This window comes from Pseudomonas silensiensis (assembly GCF_050434865.1).
GTDB lineage: Bacteria > Pseudomonadota > Gammaproteobacteria > Pseudomonadales > Pseudomonadaceae > Aquipseudomonas > Aquipseudomonas fluorescens_W.
Window position 1 is genome coordinate 339,326 of sequence record NZ_JBNDJH010000003.1, and the last position, 19,713, is coordinate 359,038.

Annotated in this window: 15 protein-coding genes; 11 read left to right on the forward strand and 4 right to left on the reverse strand. The window is 58.0% G+C overall.

What is annotated here, in order from left to right; all coding sequences use genetic code 11:
- The first annotated feature begins 301 nt into the window (after positions 1-301).
- The 10 genes from QF010_RS06215 to QF010_RS06260 all read left to right on the forward strand — a co-directional run bounded on the left by QF010_RS06215 (position 302) and on the right by QF010_RS06260 (position 13,989).
- A complete protein-coding gene (locus QF010_RS06215; protein WP_429532609.1) occupies positions 302-1,018 on the forward strand; it encodes an SIMPL domain-containing protein in 717 nt (238 codons plus the stop codon).
- Between the two features lie 325 nt (positions 1,019-1,343).
- Positions 1,344-2,945 (forward strand): ABC transporter substrate-binding protein, encoded by a 1,602-nt coding sequence (locus QF010_RS06220; protein ID WP_033058059.1) that lies wholly within the window; start codon positions 1,344-1,346, stop codon positions 2,943-2,945.
- Positions 2,946-3,204: 259 nt separating this feature from the next.
- Complete coding sequence (locus QF010_RS06225) at positions 3,205-4,830, forward strand: ABC transporter substrate-binding protein (protein WP_033058060.1); 1,626 nt, start codon at positions 3,205-3,207, stop codon at positions 4,828-4,830.
- Positions 4,831-5,138: 308 nt separating this feature from the next.
- Complete coding sequence (locus QF010_RS06230) at positions 5,139-6,740, forward strand: ABC transporter substrate-binding protein (RefSeq protein WP_429532610.1); 1,602 nt, start codon at positions 5,139-5,141, stop codon at positions 6,738-6,740.
- A gap of 173 nt (positions 6,741-6,913) precedes the next feature.
- Complete coding sequence (locus QF010_RS06235) at positions 6,914-8,347, forward strand: OprD family porin (protein ID WP_033058063.1); 1,434 nt, start codon at positions 6,914-6,916, stop codon at positions 8,345-8,347.
- Between the two features lie 79 nt (positions 8,348-8,426).
- Positions 8,427-10,022 carry an ABC transporter substrate-binding protein gene (locus QF010_RS06240; protein ID WP_033058065.1) on the forward strand — a complete coding sequence of 532 codons (1,596 nt, stop codon included), beginning with the start codon at positions 8,427-8,429 and terminating at the stop codon, positions 10,020-10,022.
- 72 nt (positions 10,023-10,094) lie between these two features.
- Positions 10,095-11,105 carry an ABC transporter permease subunit gene (locus QF010_RS06245; RefSeq protein WP_033058067.1) on the forward strand — a complete coding sequence of 337 codons (1,011 nt, stop codon included), beginning with the start codon at positions 10,095-10,097 and terminating at the stop codon, positions 11,103-11,105.
- Positions 11,106-11,118: 13 nt separating this feature from the next.
- The gene (locus QF010_RS06250) at positions 11,119-12,030 is read left to right on the forward strand and encodes an ABC transporter permease subunit (protein WP_033058231.1); all 912 of its coding nucleotides are present in this window, start codon (positions 11,119-11,121) and stop codon (positions 12,028-12,030) included.
- A 10-nt stretch (positions 12,031-12,040) separates the two neighbouring features.
- Positions 12,041-13,009: an ABC transporter ATP-binding protein gene (locus QF010_RS06255; protein WP_033058069.1), complete on the forward strand. Its 969-nt coding sequence runs from the start codon at positions 12,041-12,043 to the stop codon at positions 13,007-13,009.
- On the forward strand, positions 13,009-13,989 hold the full coding sequence (locus QF010_RS06260; protein ID WP_033058071.1) for a peptide ABC transporter ATP-binding protein: 981 nt from the start codon (positions 13,009-13,011) through the stop codon (positions 13,987-13,989). Before QF010_RS06255 ends, QF010_RS06260 begins: the two co-directional genes overlap by 1 nt.
- Before the next feature lie 108 nt (positions 13,990-14,097).
- On the opposite strand, the gene QF010_RS06265 is transcribed toward QF010_RS06260, so the two are convergent.
- The 4 genes from QF010_RS06265 to QF010_RS06280 all read right to left on the reverse strand — a co-directional run bounded on the left by QF010_RS06265 (position 14,098) and on the right by QF010_RS06280 (position 18,482).
- Positions 14,098-14,343 carry a hypothetical protein gene (locus QF010_RS06265; RefSeq protein WP_033058073.1) on the reverse strand — a complete coding sequence of 82 codons (246 nt, stop codon included), beginning with the start codon at positions 14,341-14,343 and terminating at the stop codon, positions 14,098-14,100.
- A 155-nt stretch (positions 14,344-14,498) separates the two neighbouring features.
- Positions 14,499-15,737 (reverse strand): MFS transporter, encoded by a 1,239-nt coding sequence (locus QF010_RS06270; protein ID WP_429532611.1) that lies wholly within the window; start codon positions 15,735-15,737, stop codon positions 14,499-14,501.
- Between the two features lie 435 nt (positions 15,738-16,172).
- On the reverse strand, positions 16,173-16,625 hold the full coding sequence (locus QF010_RS06275) for a hypothetical protein (protein ID WP_429532612.1): 453 nt from the start codon (positions 16,623-16,625) through the stop codon (positions 16,173-16,175).
- Between the two features lie 273 nt (positions 16,626-16,898).
- Positions 16,899-18,482, reverse strand: a complete 1,584-nt coding sequence (locus tag QF010_RS06280) for a peptide chain release factor 3 (RefSeq protein WP_033058078.1) — start codon at positions 18,480-18,482, stop codon at positions 16,899-16,901.
- Between the two features lie 494 nt (positions 18,483-18,976).
- Between QF010_RS06280 and QF010_RS06285 the strand changes: the two genes are divergently transcribed.
- On the forward strand, positions 18,977-19,693 hold the full coding sequence (locus QF010_RS06285; protein WP_008148956.1) for an ABC transporter permease: 717 nt from the start codon (positions 18,977-18,979) through the stop codon (positions 19,691-19,693).
- Positions 19,694-19,713 lie beyond the last annotated feature (20 nt).

Sequence of the window (19,713 nt, forward strand, 5' to 3'; positions counted from 1 at the left end):
AGGCAAAAGTGCGGCAAACCGCCACAGGCCTTCAGCCAACACAAAGCCTTGTAGCAGCTGCCGAAGGCTGCGTTCGGCCGCGAAGCGGTCGTAAAACCTGAGACCTTATTCCTTCATGCAAAACGCGCCAGCCCAATTGCGACCGCTTCGCGCTCGAACGCAGCCTTCGGCAGCTGCTACAAGAGATCGCGTCGATCTGTATAGAAGTTGTAACTGTGCGAACCGGATCATAAAAGCTAGAGTCTGATGGTTTCACGCAGGCTCGGCCCCATACCCCTGCGCACCGCCCAAGGAGCTTTTCATGCACACATTGCGCCGCAGCGTCGCCCTTCTCGCCCTCAGCGCTGGCACCGTCGCCAGCCTCCCGGCCCTGGCTGCCGACGAACTTCATTACAACCAGATCGCCCTGCGCGCCGAAGTCAGTCAAGAAGTCGCCCGCGACCTGATGATCGTGACCCTCTACACCGAAGAACAAAACACCGACCCGGCCAAACTCGCCGCCGACGTCAGCACCACCATGAACAAAGCGCTGGCCCAGGCCAAACAGGTCAAGGAAGTCACCCTGCGCCAGGGCAGCCGCAACAGCTACCCGATCTACGACACCAAGGGCCAGAAAATCACCGGCTGGCGCGAACGCGCCGAACTGCGCCTGGAAAGCTCCGACTTCGCCGCGCTGTCGAAGTTGACCGGCGAACTGCTCACCGACCTGAAAATGGGCGGCATGGACTTCGCCATTGCGACGCCAACCCGCAAGGCCAGCGAAGATGCGCTGCTCAAAGACGCTGTCAGCGCATTTAAAGCCCGTGCGCAATTGGCTACCGACGCATTGGGCGGCAAGGGGTACAAAATCGTTAACCTGAACTTGAACAGCAACGGTTACCCACAACCGTACATGCGCGCGCCGATGATGATGAAAGCGGCAAGCATGGACGCTGCGCCGGTGACGCCGGAAGTTGAGGCTGGCACCAGCCAGGTCAGCATGACCGCAGATGGGTCGATTGAAGTGTTGATGCCTTGATTCGATAACCCGTTCACAGAAACGGCGATCACGGAAGTGATCGCCGTTTTTTTATGCCAGAGCAAAATCCACGCAATTCCCCTAGGAGTTGCCGAAGGCTTAAAAGCGGAACGCGGAGCGTCCCAGTCGGCATTCCCACGCGGAGCGTGGGAACGATCAATCGAGCACAGCAGCAAGATATTGCTCAGCTATAAGGCGGCCAAGCCGACAACCCGCTTGAATATGCCGAGATAGAGGGGTCCCCCTCCAAAAACGATATTTCCGCGACACCCGCCAACACCGCTACTCTCAGAAAAACACCGCTACCCAAACCCTCGGGGACTCCATGGAAAGAACCACCGTCAAACCACTGCTGCTCGCTCTCGCCCTCGCAATGACCGCCCCACTCGCCCAAGCCGCCACCACCCTGGTCTACTGCTCCGAAGCCAGCCCCGCCGGCTTCGACCCCAGCCAGTACACCAGCGGCACCGACTTCGACGCCTCGGCCGAAACCCTCTTCAATCGCCTCACCCAATTCAAACGCGGTGGCACCGAAGTCGAACCCGGTCTGGCAACAAAATGGGAGGTGTCCACGGACGGCCTCAGCTACACCTTCCACCTGCGCGACGGCGTGAAATTCCACACCACCGACTACTTCACCCCGACCCGCGACTTCAACGCCGACGACGTACTGTTCACCTTCCAGCGCCTGCTCGATCCGGAAAATGCGTTCCGAAAAGCCTACCCCGCCGAGTCGCCATACTTCACCGACATGGACCTGAACAAAACGATCAAGAGCGTCGACAAAATCGACGACCACACCGTGCGTTTCAACCTGAACAACATCGACGCGGCCTTCATCCAGAACCTCGCCATGAGCTTCGCCTCAGTGCAATCCGCCGAGTACGGAGCGCAGTTGTTAAAAGAAGGCAAAGCGGCGGATATCAACCAGAAACCTGTCGGCACCGGCCCGTTCGTGTTCAAGCGCTATCAAAAGGACTCGCAGATCCGCTACGCCGCCAACAAGTCGTACTGGAAACCCGAGGACGTGAAAATCGACAACCTGGTGTTCTCGATCACCCCCGACGCCGCCGTACGCTTGCAGAAACTCAAGGCCGGCGAATGCCAGGTCAGCGGTTACCCACGCCCGGCAGACATCGAAGTCATGGAGAAAGACCCGAATCTCACCGTGCTCAAACAAGCCGGTTTCAACCTCGGTTTCCTGGCCTACAACGTGACGCATCCACCTCTGGACCAGCTCAAGGTACGCCAGGCCCTGGACATGGCCATCGACAAACCCGCGATCATCAAAGCCGTTTACCAAAGTGCCGGCCAACTGGCGCAGAACGCCCTGCCTCCTGCCCAATGGTCGTATGACCCGAGCATCAAGGACGCGCCTCACGACCCGACGAAAGCGAAGGCACTACTGAAAGAAGCAGGGGTTGCACCCGGTACCACTATTGATTTGTGGGCGATGACCGTGCAGCGCGCATCGAACCCCAACGCCCGGATGTCGGCACAGATGATCCAGCAGGATTGGGAGAAAATCGGGATCAAGGCCAACATCGTCAGCTATGAATGGGGCGAGTACATCAAGCGCGCCAAGAACGGCGAACACGACACGATGATTTACGGCTGGACGGGCGACAACGGTGACCCGGATAACTGGCTCGGCGTGCTCTACAGCTGCGCTGCGGTGAAAGGTAGCAACTACGCCAAGTGGTGCGACCCGGCGTACGACAAATTGATTCAGCAAGCCAAAGTGTCCACTGACAAACAGCAACGGGTCAATTTGTACCAACAGGCACAACAAATCCTTAAGCAACAAGTACCTATCACACCGATTGCGAACTCGACGGTGTTCCAGCCGCTGCGCAAGGAAGTGACCGACTTCAAGATCAGCCCGTTTGGCCTCACACCCTTCTATGGTGTGGGTATAAATAAGTAACACCGCGCTCCAACCGGGTGCGCCAGGCGCCCCGGACGCCCTCTGTCGGTGCGCGATTTGCACTGGAAAAAACCTGCGCAAACGGTCAAATGCGCCTGAATTTATACATATGCGACATTAAGGTACGTTCGTGCCACTGTTTAAGACATGTGGCCGCTCTGGATCTTGCAATGGGTATGGCCCCTGCATAAGTATCCGCAGGCACGACTCACGAGGTCGTCCTCTAATTCCAAAAATGACAACAAATCATGAGGCCACCATGCTTAAACACGCGGTCATTCCGTTTTTAGTCGGCGCCAGCTTGTTAGCTAGCGCACCATTCGCCCAAGCAGCGACTAACCTGGTGTTTTGCTCCGAAGGGAGCCCGGCCGGTTTTGATCCTGGTCAGTACACCACCGGAACCGACTTCGACGCCTCTGCAGAAACCATGTTCAACCGTTTGACCCAGTTCGAACGTGGCGGCACCGCTGTCATTCCTGGTCTGGCGACCAAATGGGACATCTCCGATGATGGCCTGACTTACACCTTCCACCTGCGTGAAGGCGTCAAGTTCCACACCACCCCGTACTTCAAGCCGACTCGTGAGTTCAACGCCGACGACGTGCTGTTCACCTTTAATCGCATGATTAACAAGGATGATCCGTTCCGTAAGGCGTACCCGACCGAATTCCCGTACTTCACCGACATGGGGATGGACACCAACATCACCAAGGTCGATAAAGTCGACGACAAAACTGTCAAGTTCACCCTGAAAGAAGTCGACGCCGCGTTCATCCAGAACATGGCCATGAGTTTCGCTTCCATCCAGTCCGCCGAGTACGCCGCCCAGCTGCTGAAAGAAGGCAAAGCCGCCGACATCAACCAGAAGCCGGTCGGCACTGGTCCGTTCGTGTTCAAGAGCTACCAGAAAGACTCCAACATCCGCTACACCGGGAACAAGGACTACTGGAAGCCTGACGACGTCAAGATCGACAACCTGATCTTCGCCATCACCACCGACCCGTCGGTGCGTATCCAGAAGCTGAAGAAGAACGAGTGCCAGATCACTCTGTTCCCACGTCCGGCCGACCTGAAGGCGCTGCAAGAAGACAAGACTCTGAAAGTGCCTAACCAGGCTGGTTTCAACCTGGGTTACATCGCCTACAACGTGATGGACAAGATCAAGGGCAGCGATCAGCCGAACCCGATGGCCCAACTGAAAGTGCGTCAAGCGCTGGACATGGCCGTCAACAAGCAGCAGATCATTGACTCCGTTTACCAGGGCGCAGGTCAGCTGGCCGTCAACGCCATGCCGCCAACCCAGTGGTCCTACGACACCACCATCAAGGATGCGCCGTACAACCCTGAGAAAGCCAAAGAGCTGCTCAAGGAAGCCGGCATCAAGGAAGGCACCGAGATCAACCTGTGGGCGATGCCGGTGCAGCGTCCTTACAACCCGAACGCCAAGCTGATGGCTGAAATGCTGCAGTCCGACTGGGCCAAGGTTGGTATCAAAGCCAAGATCGTGACCTACGAGTGGGGCGAGTACATCAAGCGCTCCAAAGGCGGCGAAAACGGCGCGATGCTGATTGGCTGGAGCGGCGACAACGGTGACCCGGACAACTGGCTGAACGTGCTGTTCGGCTGCGACTCGCTGCAAGGCAACAACTTCTCCAAGTGGTGCGACAAGAAGTTTGACGGCATCGTGAAAGAAGCCAAGCGCACGACCGATCAGTCCAAGCGCACCGAACTGTACAAACAGGCGCAACACGTCCTCAAAGATGCCGTTCCAATGACACCTATCGCTCACTCGACGGTGTTCCAACCCATGCGCGACAACGTGCAGGACTTCAAGATCAGCCCGTTTGGCTTGAACTCCTTCTACGGCGTCAGCGTCAGCAAATAAGGTTTTGCAACGGCGACGTTTTTGACGTCGCCGTTGTTCTATCTGCCGAGAAAGTAGGAAACCACCTACATCCAATTCCGCTGGGTATTACAACAGCGGCGTCGGACGCGTTGCCATTTCCTACGAGTCTTTAGGACTCTACGCATTTACTGCCAGGCCCGCGGCTCATACCGTCGGGACCTGACCCGTTCATGCGTGGGCTCTCGGTTATTGCTGCCTGTCATGGCTTGAGATCAGTGATGCCTCCACGTCCCCGGACGAGACGGCGGTTCATTGAAAACACTTAGAGAAAGAGAAAAGGGAGCGTCATGCGCCATACCTTGGTTTTATCCGCATTGCTGGGCACCGGCCTGTTGGCCGCCACTTCTATCAGCCAGGCCGCCAATAACAGCCTGGTGTTCTGCTCCGAAGGCAGCCCTGCTGGCTTCGACACCGCGCAGTACACGACCGCGACCGACAATGACGCCGCCGAGCCGTTGTACAACCGACTGGCAGAGTTCGAAAAAGGCGCCACCAACGTCGTACCTGGCCTGGCCAAAAGCTGGGATATTTCCGAGGACGGTCTCAAGTACACTTTTCACCTGCGCGAAGGGGTGAAATTTCACACGACCAAATACTTCACGCCGACCCGTGATTTCAACGCCGATGACGTGCTGTTCACGTTCAATCGCATGCTCGATCCACAGCAACCTTTCCGTAAGGCTTATCCGACCGAGTTCCCGTATTTCAACGGGATGAGCCTGAACAAGAACATCGCCAAGGTCGAGAAGACCGGGCCGCTGACCGTGGTCATGACGCTCAACAGCGTGGACGCCGCGTTCATCCAGAACATCGCCATGAGCTTCGCCGCCATCCTGTCCGCCGAATACGCCGACAAACTACTGGCCGAAGGCAAGCCGAGCGACATCAACCAGAAGCCGATCGGCACCGGGCCGTTCGTGTTCAAGAGCTACCAGAAAGATTCCAACATCCGCTACACCGGCAACAAGCAGTACTGGGACCCGAGCCGGGTCAAGCTCGAGAACCTGATTTTCGCCATCAACACCGACGCTTCGGTGCGGGTGCAGAAGCTCAAGGCCAACGAGTGCCAGATCACCCTGCACCCGCGCCCTGCCGACGTGACCGCACTGAAGAACGACCCGACGCTCAAGCTCATCGAGAAGCCTGGTTTCAACCTCGGTTACATCGCCTACAACGTGCGCCACAAGCCTTTCGACCAGCTCGAAGTGCGCCAGGCGCTGGACATGGCGGTGAACAAGCAAGGCATTCTCAACGCCGTCTATCAAGGCGCCGGTCAACTGGCGGTCAACGCCATGCCGCCGACCCAATGGTCCTACGACGAGACCATTAAAGACGCCGCCTACAACCCGGAAAAAGCCAAGGAATTGCTCAAGGCTGCCGGCGTGAAGGAAGGCACCGAAATTACCCTCTGGGCCATGCCGGTCCAGCGCCCGTACAACCCCAACGCCAAATTGATGGCCGAAATGCTCCAGGCCGACTGGGCAAAAATCGGCCTCAAAGTGAAGATCGTCAGCTACGAATGGGGCGAGTACATCAAGCGCACCAAGAATGGCGAACACGACGTCAGCCTGATTGGCTGGACCGGTGACAATGGGGACCCGGACAACTGGCTCGGCACGCTTTACAGCTGCGACGCCATTGGCGGCAACAACTACTCCATGTGGTGTGATCCGGCTTACGACAAGCTGATCAAGCAGGCCAAGGTCGTCACCGACCGCGACCAGCGCACCGTGCTTTACAAACAGGCGCAGCAGTACCTCAAGCAGCAGGTACCGATTACGCCAGTCGCCCACTCGACGGTTAACCAGCCGTTGAGCGCCAAAATCGAAGGATTCAAGGTGAGTCCTTTCGGTCGTAACGTGTTCTCGGGCGTCAGCATAGAAAAATAACCGATTAGCCAAAAACGCTGGGGGCGGATTTCGCCCTCACGCAAGCGTATTGCCGTAATTCGTCAATCCGGCCTACAGCAAACGTTTGCGATGCCTTGTATGAGTTCAAAACCAAATAGCCGGATCACCAAAAAAGACCGGCATTAATAAAAGAAAGAAAGGAGCTTCACCCCATGAAACTGAGCAGCACCGCGTTATTGGCCCTGGCCATCAGCAGCGTAACCGCCTCGGCGTACGCAGAAACCCAAAGCCAGGAATTCACCCCGGTTACGGTTAACACCAAAAGTGCTCAAGCCGATGCAACGGGCTTTATCGAAGGCAGTACGGTCACCGGCAGCACGCGTAACTGGTACGCCAACGAACAACTGAAACGTGGTGGAAAGTTCACTTACCGTAAAGACGGTGTAGCGACCCCGACTGATCGTCGTATCAACTGGCTCCAGGGCACCATCGTCAAGTACAACTCGGGCTTCACCGAAGGCACCGTGGGTTTCAGCACAGAAGTAGCGGCCTACAACGCCATTGCTCTGGAACGTGATCGCGAGAACCTGGCATCCAACAACGGTGGCGCACCGGGCACTCGTCCTGGCGCAGGCAACAACCGTACCCTGACCAAAGAAGGCGGCGACGCTCAAGGTCAATGGAGCAAAATCGGCCTGGCCAACGTCAAGGCCCGTGTCTCCAACACCACCCTGACCGCTGGCCGCATGAACTTCAGCAGCCCGCAAGTCGATGTGATCGGCAACCGTCCACTGCCTTCGAGCTTCGAAGGTGTCGCGATCCACAGCGAAGAGTTGAACAACCTGTCCTTCGATGCAGGGACCTTTGACCGCGTTTCGCCGCGTACCGAAGAAAGCTTGAGCAAGTTCCGCTCGGAATATGGCAACTCGGATGCTGAAACCGATCACGTCAACACCGCCGGTATCACCTACACACCATTCGCCAGCCTGACCACCAGTCTGTGGGGCACCCAGGCTGAAGACCTGTGGAACCAATACTACTTTGGCGCCAGCCACGTGTTGGGTGACAGCCAGGTCGTGAGCCTGACCACCGGCCTGAACTACTACAAAACCGTTGATTCGGGTTCGGCCAAACTGGGCGAGATTGACAACGATACCTACTCCCTGTCGTTCGGCCTGACTCACCAGGCTCATAGCCTGACCTTCTCGTACCAGGAAGTGAACGGTAACGAATACTTCGACTACCTGCACGAGACCAACGGCATCTACCTGGCCAACTCCCTGCTGTCGGACTTCAACGGCCCGAACGAGAAATCCTTCCAGATTGCCTACGGTCTGAACATGGCCGAATACGGCGTGCCGGGCCTGAAATTCAACATCTACCAGGCTCGCGGCTGGGGCATCGACGGTACCCACTACACCGGCAACGAAGGCGTAGCAGGCAAGGGTTACGACGGTATCCAGAATCAGGACGGCGAACACCATTACGAATACGGCATCGGTACTTCGTACGCCGTGCAGAGCGGCCCACTCAAGGCCACCACTGTTCGCGCGACCTACACCGCTCACCGCGCCAGCGAGAACCAGGCTGACGGCAGCATCAACGAGTTCCGTCTCGTGACCACCATTCCGTTCAACATTCTGTAAAAACGCACGCCTGCGGCTGACTCATGACGAGTCGGCCGTTTGGTTTTCTTCAGTTCAACCGATTGCAGAGGGTTCTTTGATGAAAATGCTTCCCCTACGTGCGGCCATCGCGGCCGCGTTGCTGAGTGTCGCTGTTGGCGTCTCGGCCAAACCCCTGGTGGTCTGCACCGAAGCCAGTCCGGAAGGCTTCGATATGGTCCAGTACACGACTGCAGTCACAGCCGATGCGGTGGCCGAAACCATCTTCAATCGTCTGGCGGACTTCAAGCCCGGCACCACTGAAGTGATTCCGGCACTGGCCGATTCCTGGGACATCAGCGAGGACGGTCTGACCTACACGTTCCACCTGCGCAAAGGCGTCAAGTTCCACACCACCGAATACTTCAAGCCGACCCGCGACATGAACGCCGACGACGTGGTCTGGAGCTTCCAGCGTCAGCTGGACCCGAATCACCCGTGGCACAAGCTGTCGAGCGTGGGCTTCCCGTACTTTGAAAGCATGGGCTTCAAGGAGCTGCTCAAAAGTGTCGAGAAGATCGACGACAACACGGTCACCTTCACCCTGACCCGCCGCGAAGCGCCGTTCCTGGCCGACATCGCCATGGCCTTCTCCTCGATCTACTCCGCCGAGTATGCCGACCAGTTGCTCAAGGCCAACAAGACCGGCGACCTGAACAACAAGCCTGTCGGCACCGGCCCGTTCGTATTCCAGCGTTACAACAAGGACGCTCAAGTCCGCTTCAAGGCCAACCCGGATTACTTCCGTGGCAAGCCACCGGCTGATTCGCTGATCCTGGCCATCGCCACCGACAACAACGTGCGTCTGCAAAAACTGAAAGCCAACGAGTGCCAGATTGCGCTGTACCCGAAACCGGATGACATCCCGAGCATCAAGAAAGACGCCAAACTGAGTGTCGATGAACTGAACGCGATGACCGTTTCGTACATCGCCATGAACACCTCGCACAAATACATGAGCGATGTGCGCGTCCGTAAAGCCATCGATATCGCCTTCGACAAGGCCGCCTACGTCAACGCGCTGTTTGGCAAAGGCAATGCGACCGTGGCGGTCAATCCGTACCCGGACACCCTGCTGGGCTACAACCACGACCTGAAGAATCCGCCACGTGATCTGGACAAGGCTCGCGCCCTGCTCAAGGAAGCCGGCGTGCCGGATGGCACCACATTCACCCTGTTCACCCGTAACGGCGGCGGTCCAACCAACCCGAACCCAATGCTCGGCGCGCAGATGATGCAGGCTGACCTGGCCCAGGTCGGGATCAAGGTCGATATTCGCGTCATGGAATGGGGCGAAATGCTCAAACGTGCGAAAAACGGCGAGCACGACATGGTGTCTGCCGGATGGGCGGGCGATAACGGCGACCCGGATAACTTCCTGACGCCTATGCTCAGTTGCGAGGCCGCCAAAAACGGCGAAAACTACGCACGTTGGTGCAACGAGAAGTTCCAGGCGCTGATCGATGAAGCCAGGGCTAAAGTGAACCCGGCGGAACGCGCAGCGCTCTATGAGCAAGCCCAAGAAGTCTTTAACCAGGACCAACCTTGGATCAGCATGGCGCACACGCGTATGTTCACCGCAATGCGCAACAACGTAGAGGGCTATCACATTAGCCCGCTCACCACTAATAACTTCGCCACCACCCAGGTGAAGTAGATAAGAAACTACCGGCATTCCTGCCCCAGGAATGCCGGGCACGCCTAACCGGCTGATGAGGTACACCACAAGATGTTTAGTTTTATTGCCCGCCGATTGGGGTTATTGATCCCCACGTTCTTCGGCATCACCTTGCTGACTTTCGCGTTGATTCGCATGATTCCAGGCGACCCCGTGGAAGTGATGATGGGCGAACGTCGAGTCGACCCCGAAATGCACGCTCAGGCAATGGAACGCCTAGGTCTGAACAAACCCCTGTATGCCCAATACCTGGATTACGTTGGCAAACTGGCCCACGGCGATCTCGGCGAATCCCTGCGTACCCGTGAAAGTGTCTGGAGCGAATTCACTTCTCTATTCCCCGCGACCCTGGAACTGTCCATGGCCGCCCTGTTGTTCGCCGGCGTCCTGGGCCTTCTGGCCGGGGTGATCGCGGCACTCAAGCGAGGATCCCTGTTCGACCATGGGGTGATGGGCGTCTCCCTGGCGGGATACTCGATGCCGATCTTCTGGTGGGGCCTGATCCTGATCATGTTCTTCTCGGTGTCCCTGGGCTGGACCCCGGTGTCCGGGCGGATCGACTTGCTCTATGACATCGAGCCGCGGACCGGTTTCATGCTCATCGACACGCTGCTGGCCGATGACGTCGGTGCGTTCTTCGATGCCCTGCATCACCTGATCCTGCCGGCCATTGTGCTCGGCACCATCCCGCTGGCGGTGATCGCGCGGATGACCCGCTCTTCGATGCTCGAAGTGCTGCGTGAAGACTACATCCGTACCGCCCGCGCCAAAGGCCTGTCGCCGTCGCGCGTAGTGTTCGTTCACGGCCTGCGTAACGCGCTGATTCCGGTACTGACCGTGGTCGGCCTGCAAGTCGGCACATTGCTGGCCGGTGCGGTCCTGACCGAAACCATCTTCTCCTGGCCCGGCATCGGCAAATGGCTGATCGAAGCCATTGGCGCACGGGACTATCCCGTGGTGCAAAACGGCATCCTGTTAATCGCCTGCCTGGTGATTCTGGTCAACTTCGTGGTGGACATCCTCTACGGCTTTGCCAACCCACGCATTCGTCACCAGCGCTGAGATCATTATGACCATGACCACTTCAATTCCAGCGGTAGCAGTCGATCAAAGCCTGCTGTATCCGTCTCCATACAAAGAGTTCTGGCAAGCGTTCTCCAAGAACAAAGGCGCCGTCGCCGGCCTGTTGTTCATGCTGCTGGTGATTTTCTGCGCCCTGTTCGCCCCTTGGGTGGCACCGCATAACCCGAGCGAGCAGTACCGCGACTTCCTGCTGACCCCGCCGTCCTGGCTGGAAGGTGGGCAACTCCAGTTCCTGCTCGGCACCGATGAACTGGGTCGCGACCTGCTGTCGCGACTGATCCACGGTTCGCGCCTGTCCCTGCTGATCGGCTTGTCGTCGGTGGTGATGTCGCTGATTCCGGGCATCCTGTTGGGTCTGTTCGCCGGGTTCTTCCCGCGCTTGCTCGGTCCCACCATCATGCGCCTGATGGACATCATGCTGGCCCTGCCGTCCCTGCTGCTGGCCGTGGCGATTGTCGCCATCCTCGGCCCTGGCCTGATCAACACCATTATTGCCATCGCCGTGGTTTCGTTGCCGTCCTATGTTCGTCTGACCCGCGCCGCGGTGATGGGCGAATTGAACCGCGACTACGTGACCGCCGCGCGCCTGGCCGGTGCCGGTCTGCCACGCCTGATGTTCGTCACCGTGCTGCCTAACTGCATGGCGCCGCTGATCGTTCAGGCTACTTTGAGCTTCTCCTCGGCGATCCTCGATGCCGCCGCACTGGGCTTCCTCGGCCTTGGCGTACAACCGCCAACCCCTGAGTGGGGCACCATGCTGGCTTCGGCTCGCGACTACATCGAACGCGCCTGGTGGGTGGTAAGTCTGCCTGGTTTGACCATTTTGCTCAGCGTGCTGGCAATCAACTTGATGGGCGACGGCCTGCGCGATGCGCTGGACCCGAAACTCAAGAACGCCGCCTGAGGAGATTCAAATGTCACTGTTAGAAATCAAGAATCTCAACGTTCGCTTCGGCGACAAGAACGCCGTTCCGGTGGTCGACGGTCTCGACATCACCGTGGACAAGGGCGAAGTTCTGGCCATCGTTGGCGAATCGGGTTCCGGCAAGTCCGTGACCATGATGGCGCTGATGGGCCTGATCGAACATCCGGGGATCGTCACCGCCGACGCCCTGAATTTCGACGGCAAGAACATGCTCAAACTGAGCAACCGTCAGCGTCGGCAAATCGTCGGCAAAGACCTGGCCATGGTCTTCCAGGACCCGATGACCGCGCTGAACCCGAGCTACACCGTTGGTTTCCAGATCGAAGAAGTGCTGCGCCTGCACCTGAAAATGTCCGGCAAGCAAGCCCGCGCCCGCGCCATCGAACTGCTGGAAAAAGTTGAAATCCCGGGCGCCGCCAGCCGTATGGATGCTTACCCGCATCAACTGTCCGGTGGTATGAGCCAGCGTGTTGCGATCGCCATGGCGATTGCCGGCGAACCGAAACTGCTGATCGCCGACGAACCGACTACCGCACTGGACGTAACGATTCAGGCGCAGATCATGGACCTGCTGTTGGCCCTGCAGAAAGAGCAGAACATGGGCCTGGTGCTGATCACTCACGACCTCGCGGTCGTGGCCGAAACCGCTCAGCGCGTGTGCGTGATGTACGCCGGCCAAGCGGTCGAAGTGGGTCAGGTGCCTCAGCTGTTCGACATTCCGGCGCACCCGTACAGCGAAGCGCTGCTCAAGGCGATTCCGGAACACAGCCTGGGCGCCACCCGCCTGGCCACGCTGCCGGGCATCGTTCCCGGTCGTTATGATCGTCCGCAGGGTTGCCTGCTGTCGCCGCGTTGCCCGTACGTGCAGGAGACCTGCCGTCAGCAACGTCCAACCCTTGACCCGAAAAGCAACAGCCTCGCCCGCTGCTTCTACCCGCTGAATCAGGAGGTGGCGTAATGGCCGTCGTACTTACCGCCCGCGACCTGACCCGTCACTACGAAGTGTCCCGTGGCCTGTTCAAGGGCCATGCGACCGTTCGCGCGTTGAACGGTGTGTCGTTCGAACTGGAAGCCGGCAAGACCCTCGCTGTCGTCGGTGAATCGGGCTGTGGCAAATCCACTCTGGCCCGTGCCCTGACGCTGATCGAAGAGCCCTCCTCCGGCTCCTTGAAAATCGCCGGGCAGGAAGTCGCCGGTGCGAACAAGGCTGAACGCAAGCAACTGCGCAAAGACGTGCAGATGGTGTTCCAGAGCCCTTACGCTTCGTTGAACCCTCGGCAAAAAGTCGGTGACCAGCTCGGCGAGCCGCTGCTGATCAACACCAACCTGTCCGCTGCCGAACGTCGCGAAAAAGTGCAGGCGATGATGAAACAGGTGGGCTTGCGTCCTGAGCACTACCAGCGTTATCCGCACATGTTCTCCGGCGGTCAGCGCCAGCGGATCGCCCTGGCCCGCGCGATGATGTTGCAGCCTAAAGTGCTGGTCGCGGATGAACCGACCTCGGCGCTGGACGTGTCCATCCAGGCGCAGGTGCTGAACCTGTTCATGGATTTGCAGCAAGAGTTCAACACCGCTTACGTGTTCATCTCCCACAACCTGGCGGTGGTGCAACACGTCGCCGATGACGTGATGGTGATGTACCTCGGTCGCCCGGTGGAAATGGGCCCGAAGAACGACATCTACGAGCGTCCTCTGCACCCGTACACCCAGGCGCTGCTGTCGGCCACCCCGACCATTCACCCGGACCCGAACAAGCCGAAAATCAAGATCGTCGGCGAATTGCCCAACCCGCTGAACCCGCCGTCCGGCTGCGCATTCCACAAGCGCTGCCCGTACGCGACCGAGCGCTGCAGCACTGAAGAGCCGGCCCTGCGCCTGCTCGACAGCCGCCAGGTGGCTTGCCACTACGCCGAGCAATTCCTCGACGGCGCGGCATAAAAATGTGGGAGCCGGCCCGCTCCCACAGGGATATTTGAGCTGTTCAATAACCCCTTCTGCTTCGATTGCGCATCAATCGGTCAGAAGGGGTTTTCTTTTGTCTGTCATTCAAGCCCCTTCATCCTCGTCGGGGTCCGGTTCGTCGGTGGTCGAGTCGTCATCGTCCGCGCTGCCACCCTGCCCCTCATCACCGGGCTCCGATTCGGATTTGGCGATCATCTGGGCAGTGTGCGCCACCGGCCCACTCGAAGCCTGTTCTCCGTGATCCTCGCACTCGGCCCACGCCGCCGACATGCCAACGGACAGCATCACCAAAACCTTAAGCAACAGCACAATGCGTTGAAAAATGCTCATAGCCGATTCCATCCTTCATTAGTGAAGCGTGGGGTGTCTGTCTGGCACTCAATGAAATTTAGTTCCGATCAGCGCGGTTCTCCAGATAGGACGCTAACGAATGGACGGAATGCCGTTTGCGGGGAGATTGGTTTTGCATAATGGCTATAACCAGATCAGCTAAGTGGGGCGGGCTCGCCGCGCGCAGTTGGATGAACCCTTTGATGCTCCGACAAGCGAGTCGCTTGATAAAACAGCGGTATGGACAACACCGCCAGCGCCGCGCTTGCGAGCCAGACACTGTGGCCACCGAAATGACCGTAAAGCTGGCCGCCCAGCACAGGCGAAAGCAGTGCACTCGCACTCCAGCACATGAAAAAAAGGCCGAAGTAGTGCCCGCTTTTTCCTGCTTGCGCATGCTGCATGACCAGCACGTTCAGGGGTGGCATGAACAGCGCTTCGCCAAGCGTCCAGACCGCCGTCGACAGGCAGACATACGCCAACCCCGAGCCCAACGGCAACATGCCGAGCCCGCAAGCCAACAACACGCTGCCTGCCAGCAGTTGCCGACGCGCGCCCCACTGCTCGGTCCAATGGGATATCGGTATCTGCAGCAGCACGACCAACAGCGCATTGAGTGCAAACTGCCATCCGATGGCTTCCGTACTCAACCGGTAGTATTCGCGTAAATAGTTGCCCAGCATGCTGTACACCGAGTCAAAGGCAATGCCGAGCAAGACAGACGCCGCCAGCAACCAAAGAAAAGGTTTGTCTCGATACGGTACGCATGAACCTGTCGCGCCATCAGGCCCCTCATCCGGCGGCAATACCGGTCGATGAAATGTCGCCCGGACAAACCAGGACAACGCCAACAGCGTCATGGCCGCGCTGACAAAAAACACCCAGCGAAAATCAGCCTGCGCCAAGACCCCGCCCATCACCCCGGCGACAGCCATGCCCAGGTTCCTGGCCACTCGACTCAATGACTGCGCCCGAGCGCGCTGCGCAACCGGGCAATACTCCATGATCAACCGTTGGTGCAGCGTACGAATCGCACCATCGAGTACACCGCTCAACAGCAGCAATCCAGCCAGCCAAGGCACGTCAGTGACCAGCCCCAACGAGACCAAAACCCACACCGAGGCAAAAAACAACGCGGCGGTGAGCCGCGCCGTAGAGCAATGATCACTCAGCAGGCCACCCACCATTGACCCAATCAGCAAGCCGGCCCCATACCCGGATAACAACCAGCCAACGGTTTCAATCGCAAGCCCCAGTTCCTGGCGTAGATACAACGCCATGAACAGCTTGACCATGGCGCTCAACCGATTGATGAAGAGCAACGCAGCAAGCATCCAGGACATTGGACAGAAATAGCCGTCTAACCGAATCAGGTGAGTAAAGCGACTGGTCATTCCATTGATCTCGTGGAGAATCGCTGCTTGCGAAAGATCTTCCGAACACTAGACGCCAACAATTGCGTTGTCGCGGGTAAAACCCCTCGTATCGAAAAAACAGAGTCAAGCCACGACAACAGGAAAAAAGACCTACAGAAAAGCCTTACCCGCGAGGGCTCCTGCCCGTTCAATGATCAAAAAAAACCCCGCAGCTTTCGCAACGGGGCTAGTTGAAAGACTGCTTTTAATATCTCGTGCAATCTCATCAGGTAAACACTTATTCGCGAGCCCCAGCGTCCGATCGACCGAGTTCTCCAGATAGGACGCTAACGAACGCAGAGAATTGTCGTTAATGGGCTGATTGGTTTGGAGCAAGAAATATAGCGAAAAACTTTCCAAAGACTACTCGCCGACCCGCGCGAATAGTCTCGGGAATGCGCATTGGATGTCCGCTTACTTGAGAACTGTGCTGGCCCGACGGGAGAGGGAGAAACCTGTTAAGTTCGCCCCGCCCACAAACTTGGCGACATTGCCATCGCCCTCTGCAGAGAAGCCGAAACTGACCTCGACATGGGCATTGGGCAGGTCCATTTTGTTGACCGTGAGCGTGCCACCCGCCAGTGTTTCCCATCTAACGCTGTCGTCAGTGGCGAATTGTACATCCACGGAGACGTCATGATCCCCTTGATCCGGATAGATCTTGTAGGCATGACCTGGCACGACATTCTCATAATTATAAATCGTGATAATTAGCCCCCTCCCGTTGTTGTCCCATCCTTCCAGAGCCAGCTCATCATAAGGAGATGGAAACGAACGAAGTGAAATACACTCTGCTTTGAAATAGTCCTGTCCCGATACATCAGCCTCAAATTTACCTGTGGTGGCTAACTTTTCATTGGCGCTCATGGCAACGTCCTGTTTATGTTTGGGTTCAGAGATGGTTTTCTCTTCGCGAATTTATAGGAAATAAACATAGGAGCGGGCTACTGTCAGATCTGACAGTGAAACGATTTTTCTGCAAAAAAACAGACTAAAGGTAAATAGCCGTGTCTGGAGTTGGGCGGCGTCGCGATCAGCGGGAGCAAGCTCCCACAGGGATTTCGCTTAACTGGCTGAAATCGGGTCAATAAAAAACCCCGCAGCTTTCGCAACGGGGTTTTGAATGTAGCCGATCAGCGCTTAGTGATGCTCACGCGTCGCACGGAATTTCACGTCCGGCCAGCGTTCTTCCATCAGTGCCAGGTTGACCCGCGTCGGGGCCAGGTAGGTCAGGTGACCGCCACCGTCGATAGCGAGGTTTTCCACAGCCTTGATGCTGAACTCTTCGAGCTTCTTCTTATCGCTGCAATCGATCCAGCGCGCGGAATAGACGGTGATCGGCTCGTAAGAGCACTCGACCTTGTATTCCTCTTTCAAACGGCTGGCGACCACATCGAACTGCAGCACACCGACGGCGCCGAGGATGATGTCGTTGCTGCGCTCAGGGAAGAACACCTGAGTGGCGCCCTCTTCCGCCAATTGCTGCAGACCCTGACGCAGTTGCTTGGATTTCAGCGGATCACGCAGACGTACGCGACGGAACAGTTCCGGGGCGAAGTGCGGGATACCGGTGAAGCCCAGGACTTCGCCTTCGGTGAAGGTGTCGCCGATCTGGATGGTGCCGTGGTTGTGCAAACCGATGATGTCGCCGGCAAACGCTTCTTCCAGTTGCTCACGCTCGGAGGAGAAGAAGGTCAGCGCATCGCCGATCCGCACGTCCTTGCCGGTGCGCACGTGGCGCATCTTCATGCCTTTTTCGTACTTGCCGGAGCAGATACGCATGAAGGCGATACGGTCGCGGTGTTTCGGGTCCATGTTCGCCTGGATCTTGAACACGAAGCCGGCGAATTTCTCTTCAACCGGTTCCACGGTGCGTTCGTTGGCGACACGGGCCAGCGGTTTCGGCGCCCAGTTGACCACCGCGTCGAGCACGTGATCGACACCGAAGTTGCCCAGTGCGGTACCGAAGAACACCGGGGTCAGTTGGCCGTCGAGGAATTCCTGTTGATTGAATTCGTGACAAGCGCCCTGCACCAGTTCCAGCTGATCGACGAAGCGATCGTACTCGTCGCCCAAGTGCGCGCGGGCTTCATCGGAGTCGAGTTTCTCGATGATTTTCACATCGGTGCGCTCGTGGCCGTGGCCAGCGGTGTACACAATGATGTAGTCGTCGGCGAGGTGATAAACGCCTTTGAAGTCGCGGTAGCAACCGATCGGCCAGGTGATCGGTGCCGCCTTGATCTTCAGGACCGCTTCGATTTCGTCGAGCAGTTCGATCGGGTCGCGGATGTCACGGTCGAGTTTGTTGATGAAGCTGACGATCGGCGTGTCACGCAGACGGCAGACGTCCATCAGCGCGATGGTCCGTGGCTCTACACCCTTACCGCCGTCGAGAACCATCAATGCCGAGTCAACCGCCGTCAGGGTGCGGTAGGTATCTTCGGAGAAGTCTTCGTGGCCCGGGGTGTCGAGCAGGTTGATCATGTGATCGCGATACGGGAACTGCATGACCGAAGTGGTAATGGAAATACCCCGTTGTTTTTCCATTTCCATCCAGTCGGAGGTGGCATGGCGGTCAGACTTGCGAGATTTCACCGTGCCAGCAATCGCAATCGCCTTGCCCATCAGCAAGAGCTTCTCGGTGATGGTGGTTTTACCGGCATCGGGGTGGGAAATAATGGCGAAAGTGCGGCGTTTCGCGACTTCGGCGGCCTGTTTGGTCATGGGAAATCGCCTGGCAGGTGATTCAAAAAAGGGCGGCGAGTATAGCGCAAACCGACCTCTACGGACCACCGTTCGCCCTGTAGCAGCTGCCGAGCAGCGCGAGGCTGCGTTCGGCGGCGCAGCCGTCGTAAAACCGTACGCTGCGGTGTATCAGACCGACCGCATGGGCCGACTCTACGACGGCTGCGCCGCCGAACGCAGCCTCGCGCTGCTCGACAGCTGCTACGGGAGGCAATACGGAATGCGCGGTGGCTAAATGCTGCTAAATATGGAACCTTTTAAAAGGTGGAGGCGTCCACTCCCCTGTTACAGCTCTCGTAGCAGGGTTTGAAAAACCTGCAAGTTAGCCTGACGAGGCTGCGCTTATGGCTCGATCTCATGCGGCTTCATCAGCATGTAGAGCTGCTTCTCGCGAACGTTGATAAGCCCGGCAGCCAGGAATGGCCCTGCCACACGGGACTGCGTTCGCCGACAAAGATAAAAGGAGTCTGCCTGTGGCTATTCGCTATGGCAAAGGGCTGATAGGAGGTGCGGTTGTCGTCGCTCTCCTGGCCCTGCTGGTCCACTGGATTGGCATCAACACGATCGAACATTACCGCGACGATTTGTTGTTTTACCTGCAAGCCCATTTGATTCTCGTCCTTGCTTCCATGCTGGCCGCCCTTGTTGTGGGCATACCCGCCGGTATCTTTCTCAGCCGCCCGACCATGGTGGGCCGCGCTGAACGCTTCATGCAGATCTTCAACATCGGCAACACCGTGCCGCCTCTTGCCGTACTGGCCATCGCCCTGGGGATCCTCGGCATCGGCAGCGGCCCCGCGATTTTCGCCCTGTTCCTCGCCTCGCTGTTGCCGATCGTGCGCAACACCTATGAAGGCCTGAAAAACGTCCAGGGTTCGCTCAAGGAAGCGGCCGTCGGCATCGGCATGACACCGACTCAGGTGCTGTGGCGGGTCGAACTGCCGAACGCCGTACCGATCATCATCGGTGGCGTGCGCGTGGCCCTGGCGATCAACGTCGGTACCGCACCGCTGGCGTTTCTGATCGGCGCCAACAGCCTGGGCAGCCTGATTTTCCCTGGCATCGCCTTGAACAATCAGCCGCAACTGCTGCTCGGCGCTGCCTGCACCGCCCTGCTGGCCTTGCTGCTCGACGGCCTGGTGACACTCGCCAGCCGCCTCTGGCTCGAACGCGGCTTGCGCCCGTCTTAAGCCTCGGCAAAGGAATTAAC

Bases quoted from the DNA above. Each gene is read 5' to 3' on its own strand.
- QF010_RS06270 (WP_429532611.1), bottom strand. From the start codon at position 15,737: ATGACCAGTCGCTTTACTCACCTGATTCGGTTAGACGGCTATTTCTGT.
- QF010_RS06215 (WP_429532609.1), top strand. From the start codon at position 302: ATGCACACATTGCGCCGCAGCGTCGCCCTTCTCGCCCTCAGCGCTGGC.
- QF010_RS06230 (WP_429532610.1), top strand. From the start codon at position 5,139: ATGCGCCATACCTTGGTTTTATCCGCATTGCTGGGCACCGGCCTGTTG.
- QF010_RS06235 (WP_033058063.1), top strand. From the start codon at position 6,914: ATGAAACTGAGCAGCACCGCGTTATTGGCCCTGGCCATCAGCAGCGTA.
- QF010_RS06240 (WP_033058065.1), top strand. From the start codon at position 8,427: ATGAAAATGCTTCCCCTACGTGCGGCCATCGCGGCCGCGTTGCTGAGT.
- QF010_RS06225 (WP_033058060.1), top strand. From the start codon at position 3,205: ATGCTTAAACACGCGGTCATTCCGTTTTTAGTCGGCGCCAGCTTGTTA.
- QF010_RS06260 (WP_033058071.1), top strand. From the start codon at position 13,009: ATGGCCGTCGTACTTACCGCCCGCGACCTGACCCGTCACTACGAAGTG.
- QF010_RS06265 (WP_033058073.1), bottom strand. From the start codon at position 14,343: ATGAGCATTTTTCAACGCATTGTGCTGTTGCTTAAGGTTTTGGTGATG.
- QF010_RS06220 (WP_033058059.1), top strand. From the start codon at position 1,344: ATGGAAAGAACCACCGTCAAACCACTGCTGCTCGCTCTCGCCCTCGCA.
- QF010_RS06245 (WP_033058067.1), top strand. From the start codon at position 10,095: ATGTTTAGTTTTATTGCCCGCCGATTGGGGTTATTGATCCCCACGTTC.
- QF010_RS06275 (WP_429532612.1), bottom strand. From the start codon at position 16,625: ATGAGCGCCAATGAAAAGTTAGCCACCACAGGTAAATTTGAGGCTGAT.
- QF010_RS06250 (WP_033058231.1), top strand. From the start codon at position 11,119: ATGACCACTTCAATTCCAGCGGTAGCAGTCGATCAAAGCCTGCTGTAT.
- QF010_RS06280 (WP_033058078.1), bottom strand. From the start codon at position 18,482: ATGACCAAACAGGCCGCCGAAGTCGCGAAACGCCGCACTTTCGCCATT.
- QF010_RS06255 (WP_033058069.1), top strand. From the start codon at position 12,041: ATGTCACTGTTAGAAATCAAGAATCTCAACGTTCGCTTCGGCGACAAG.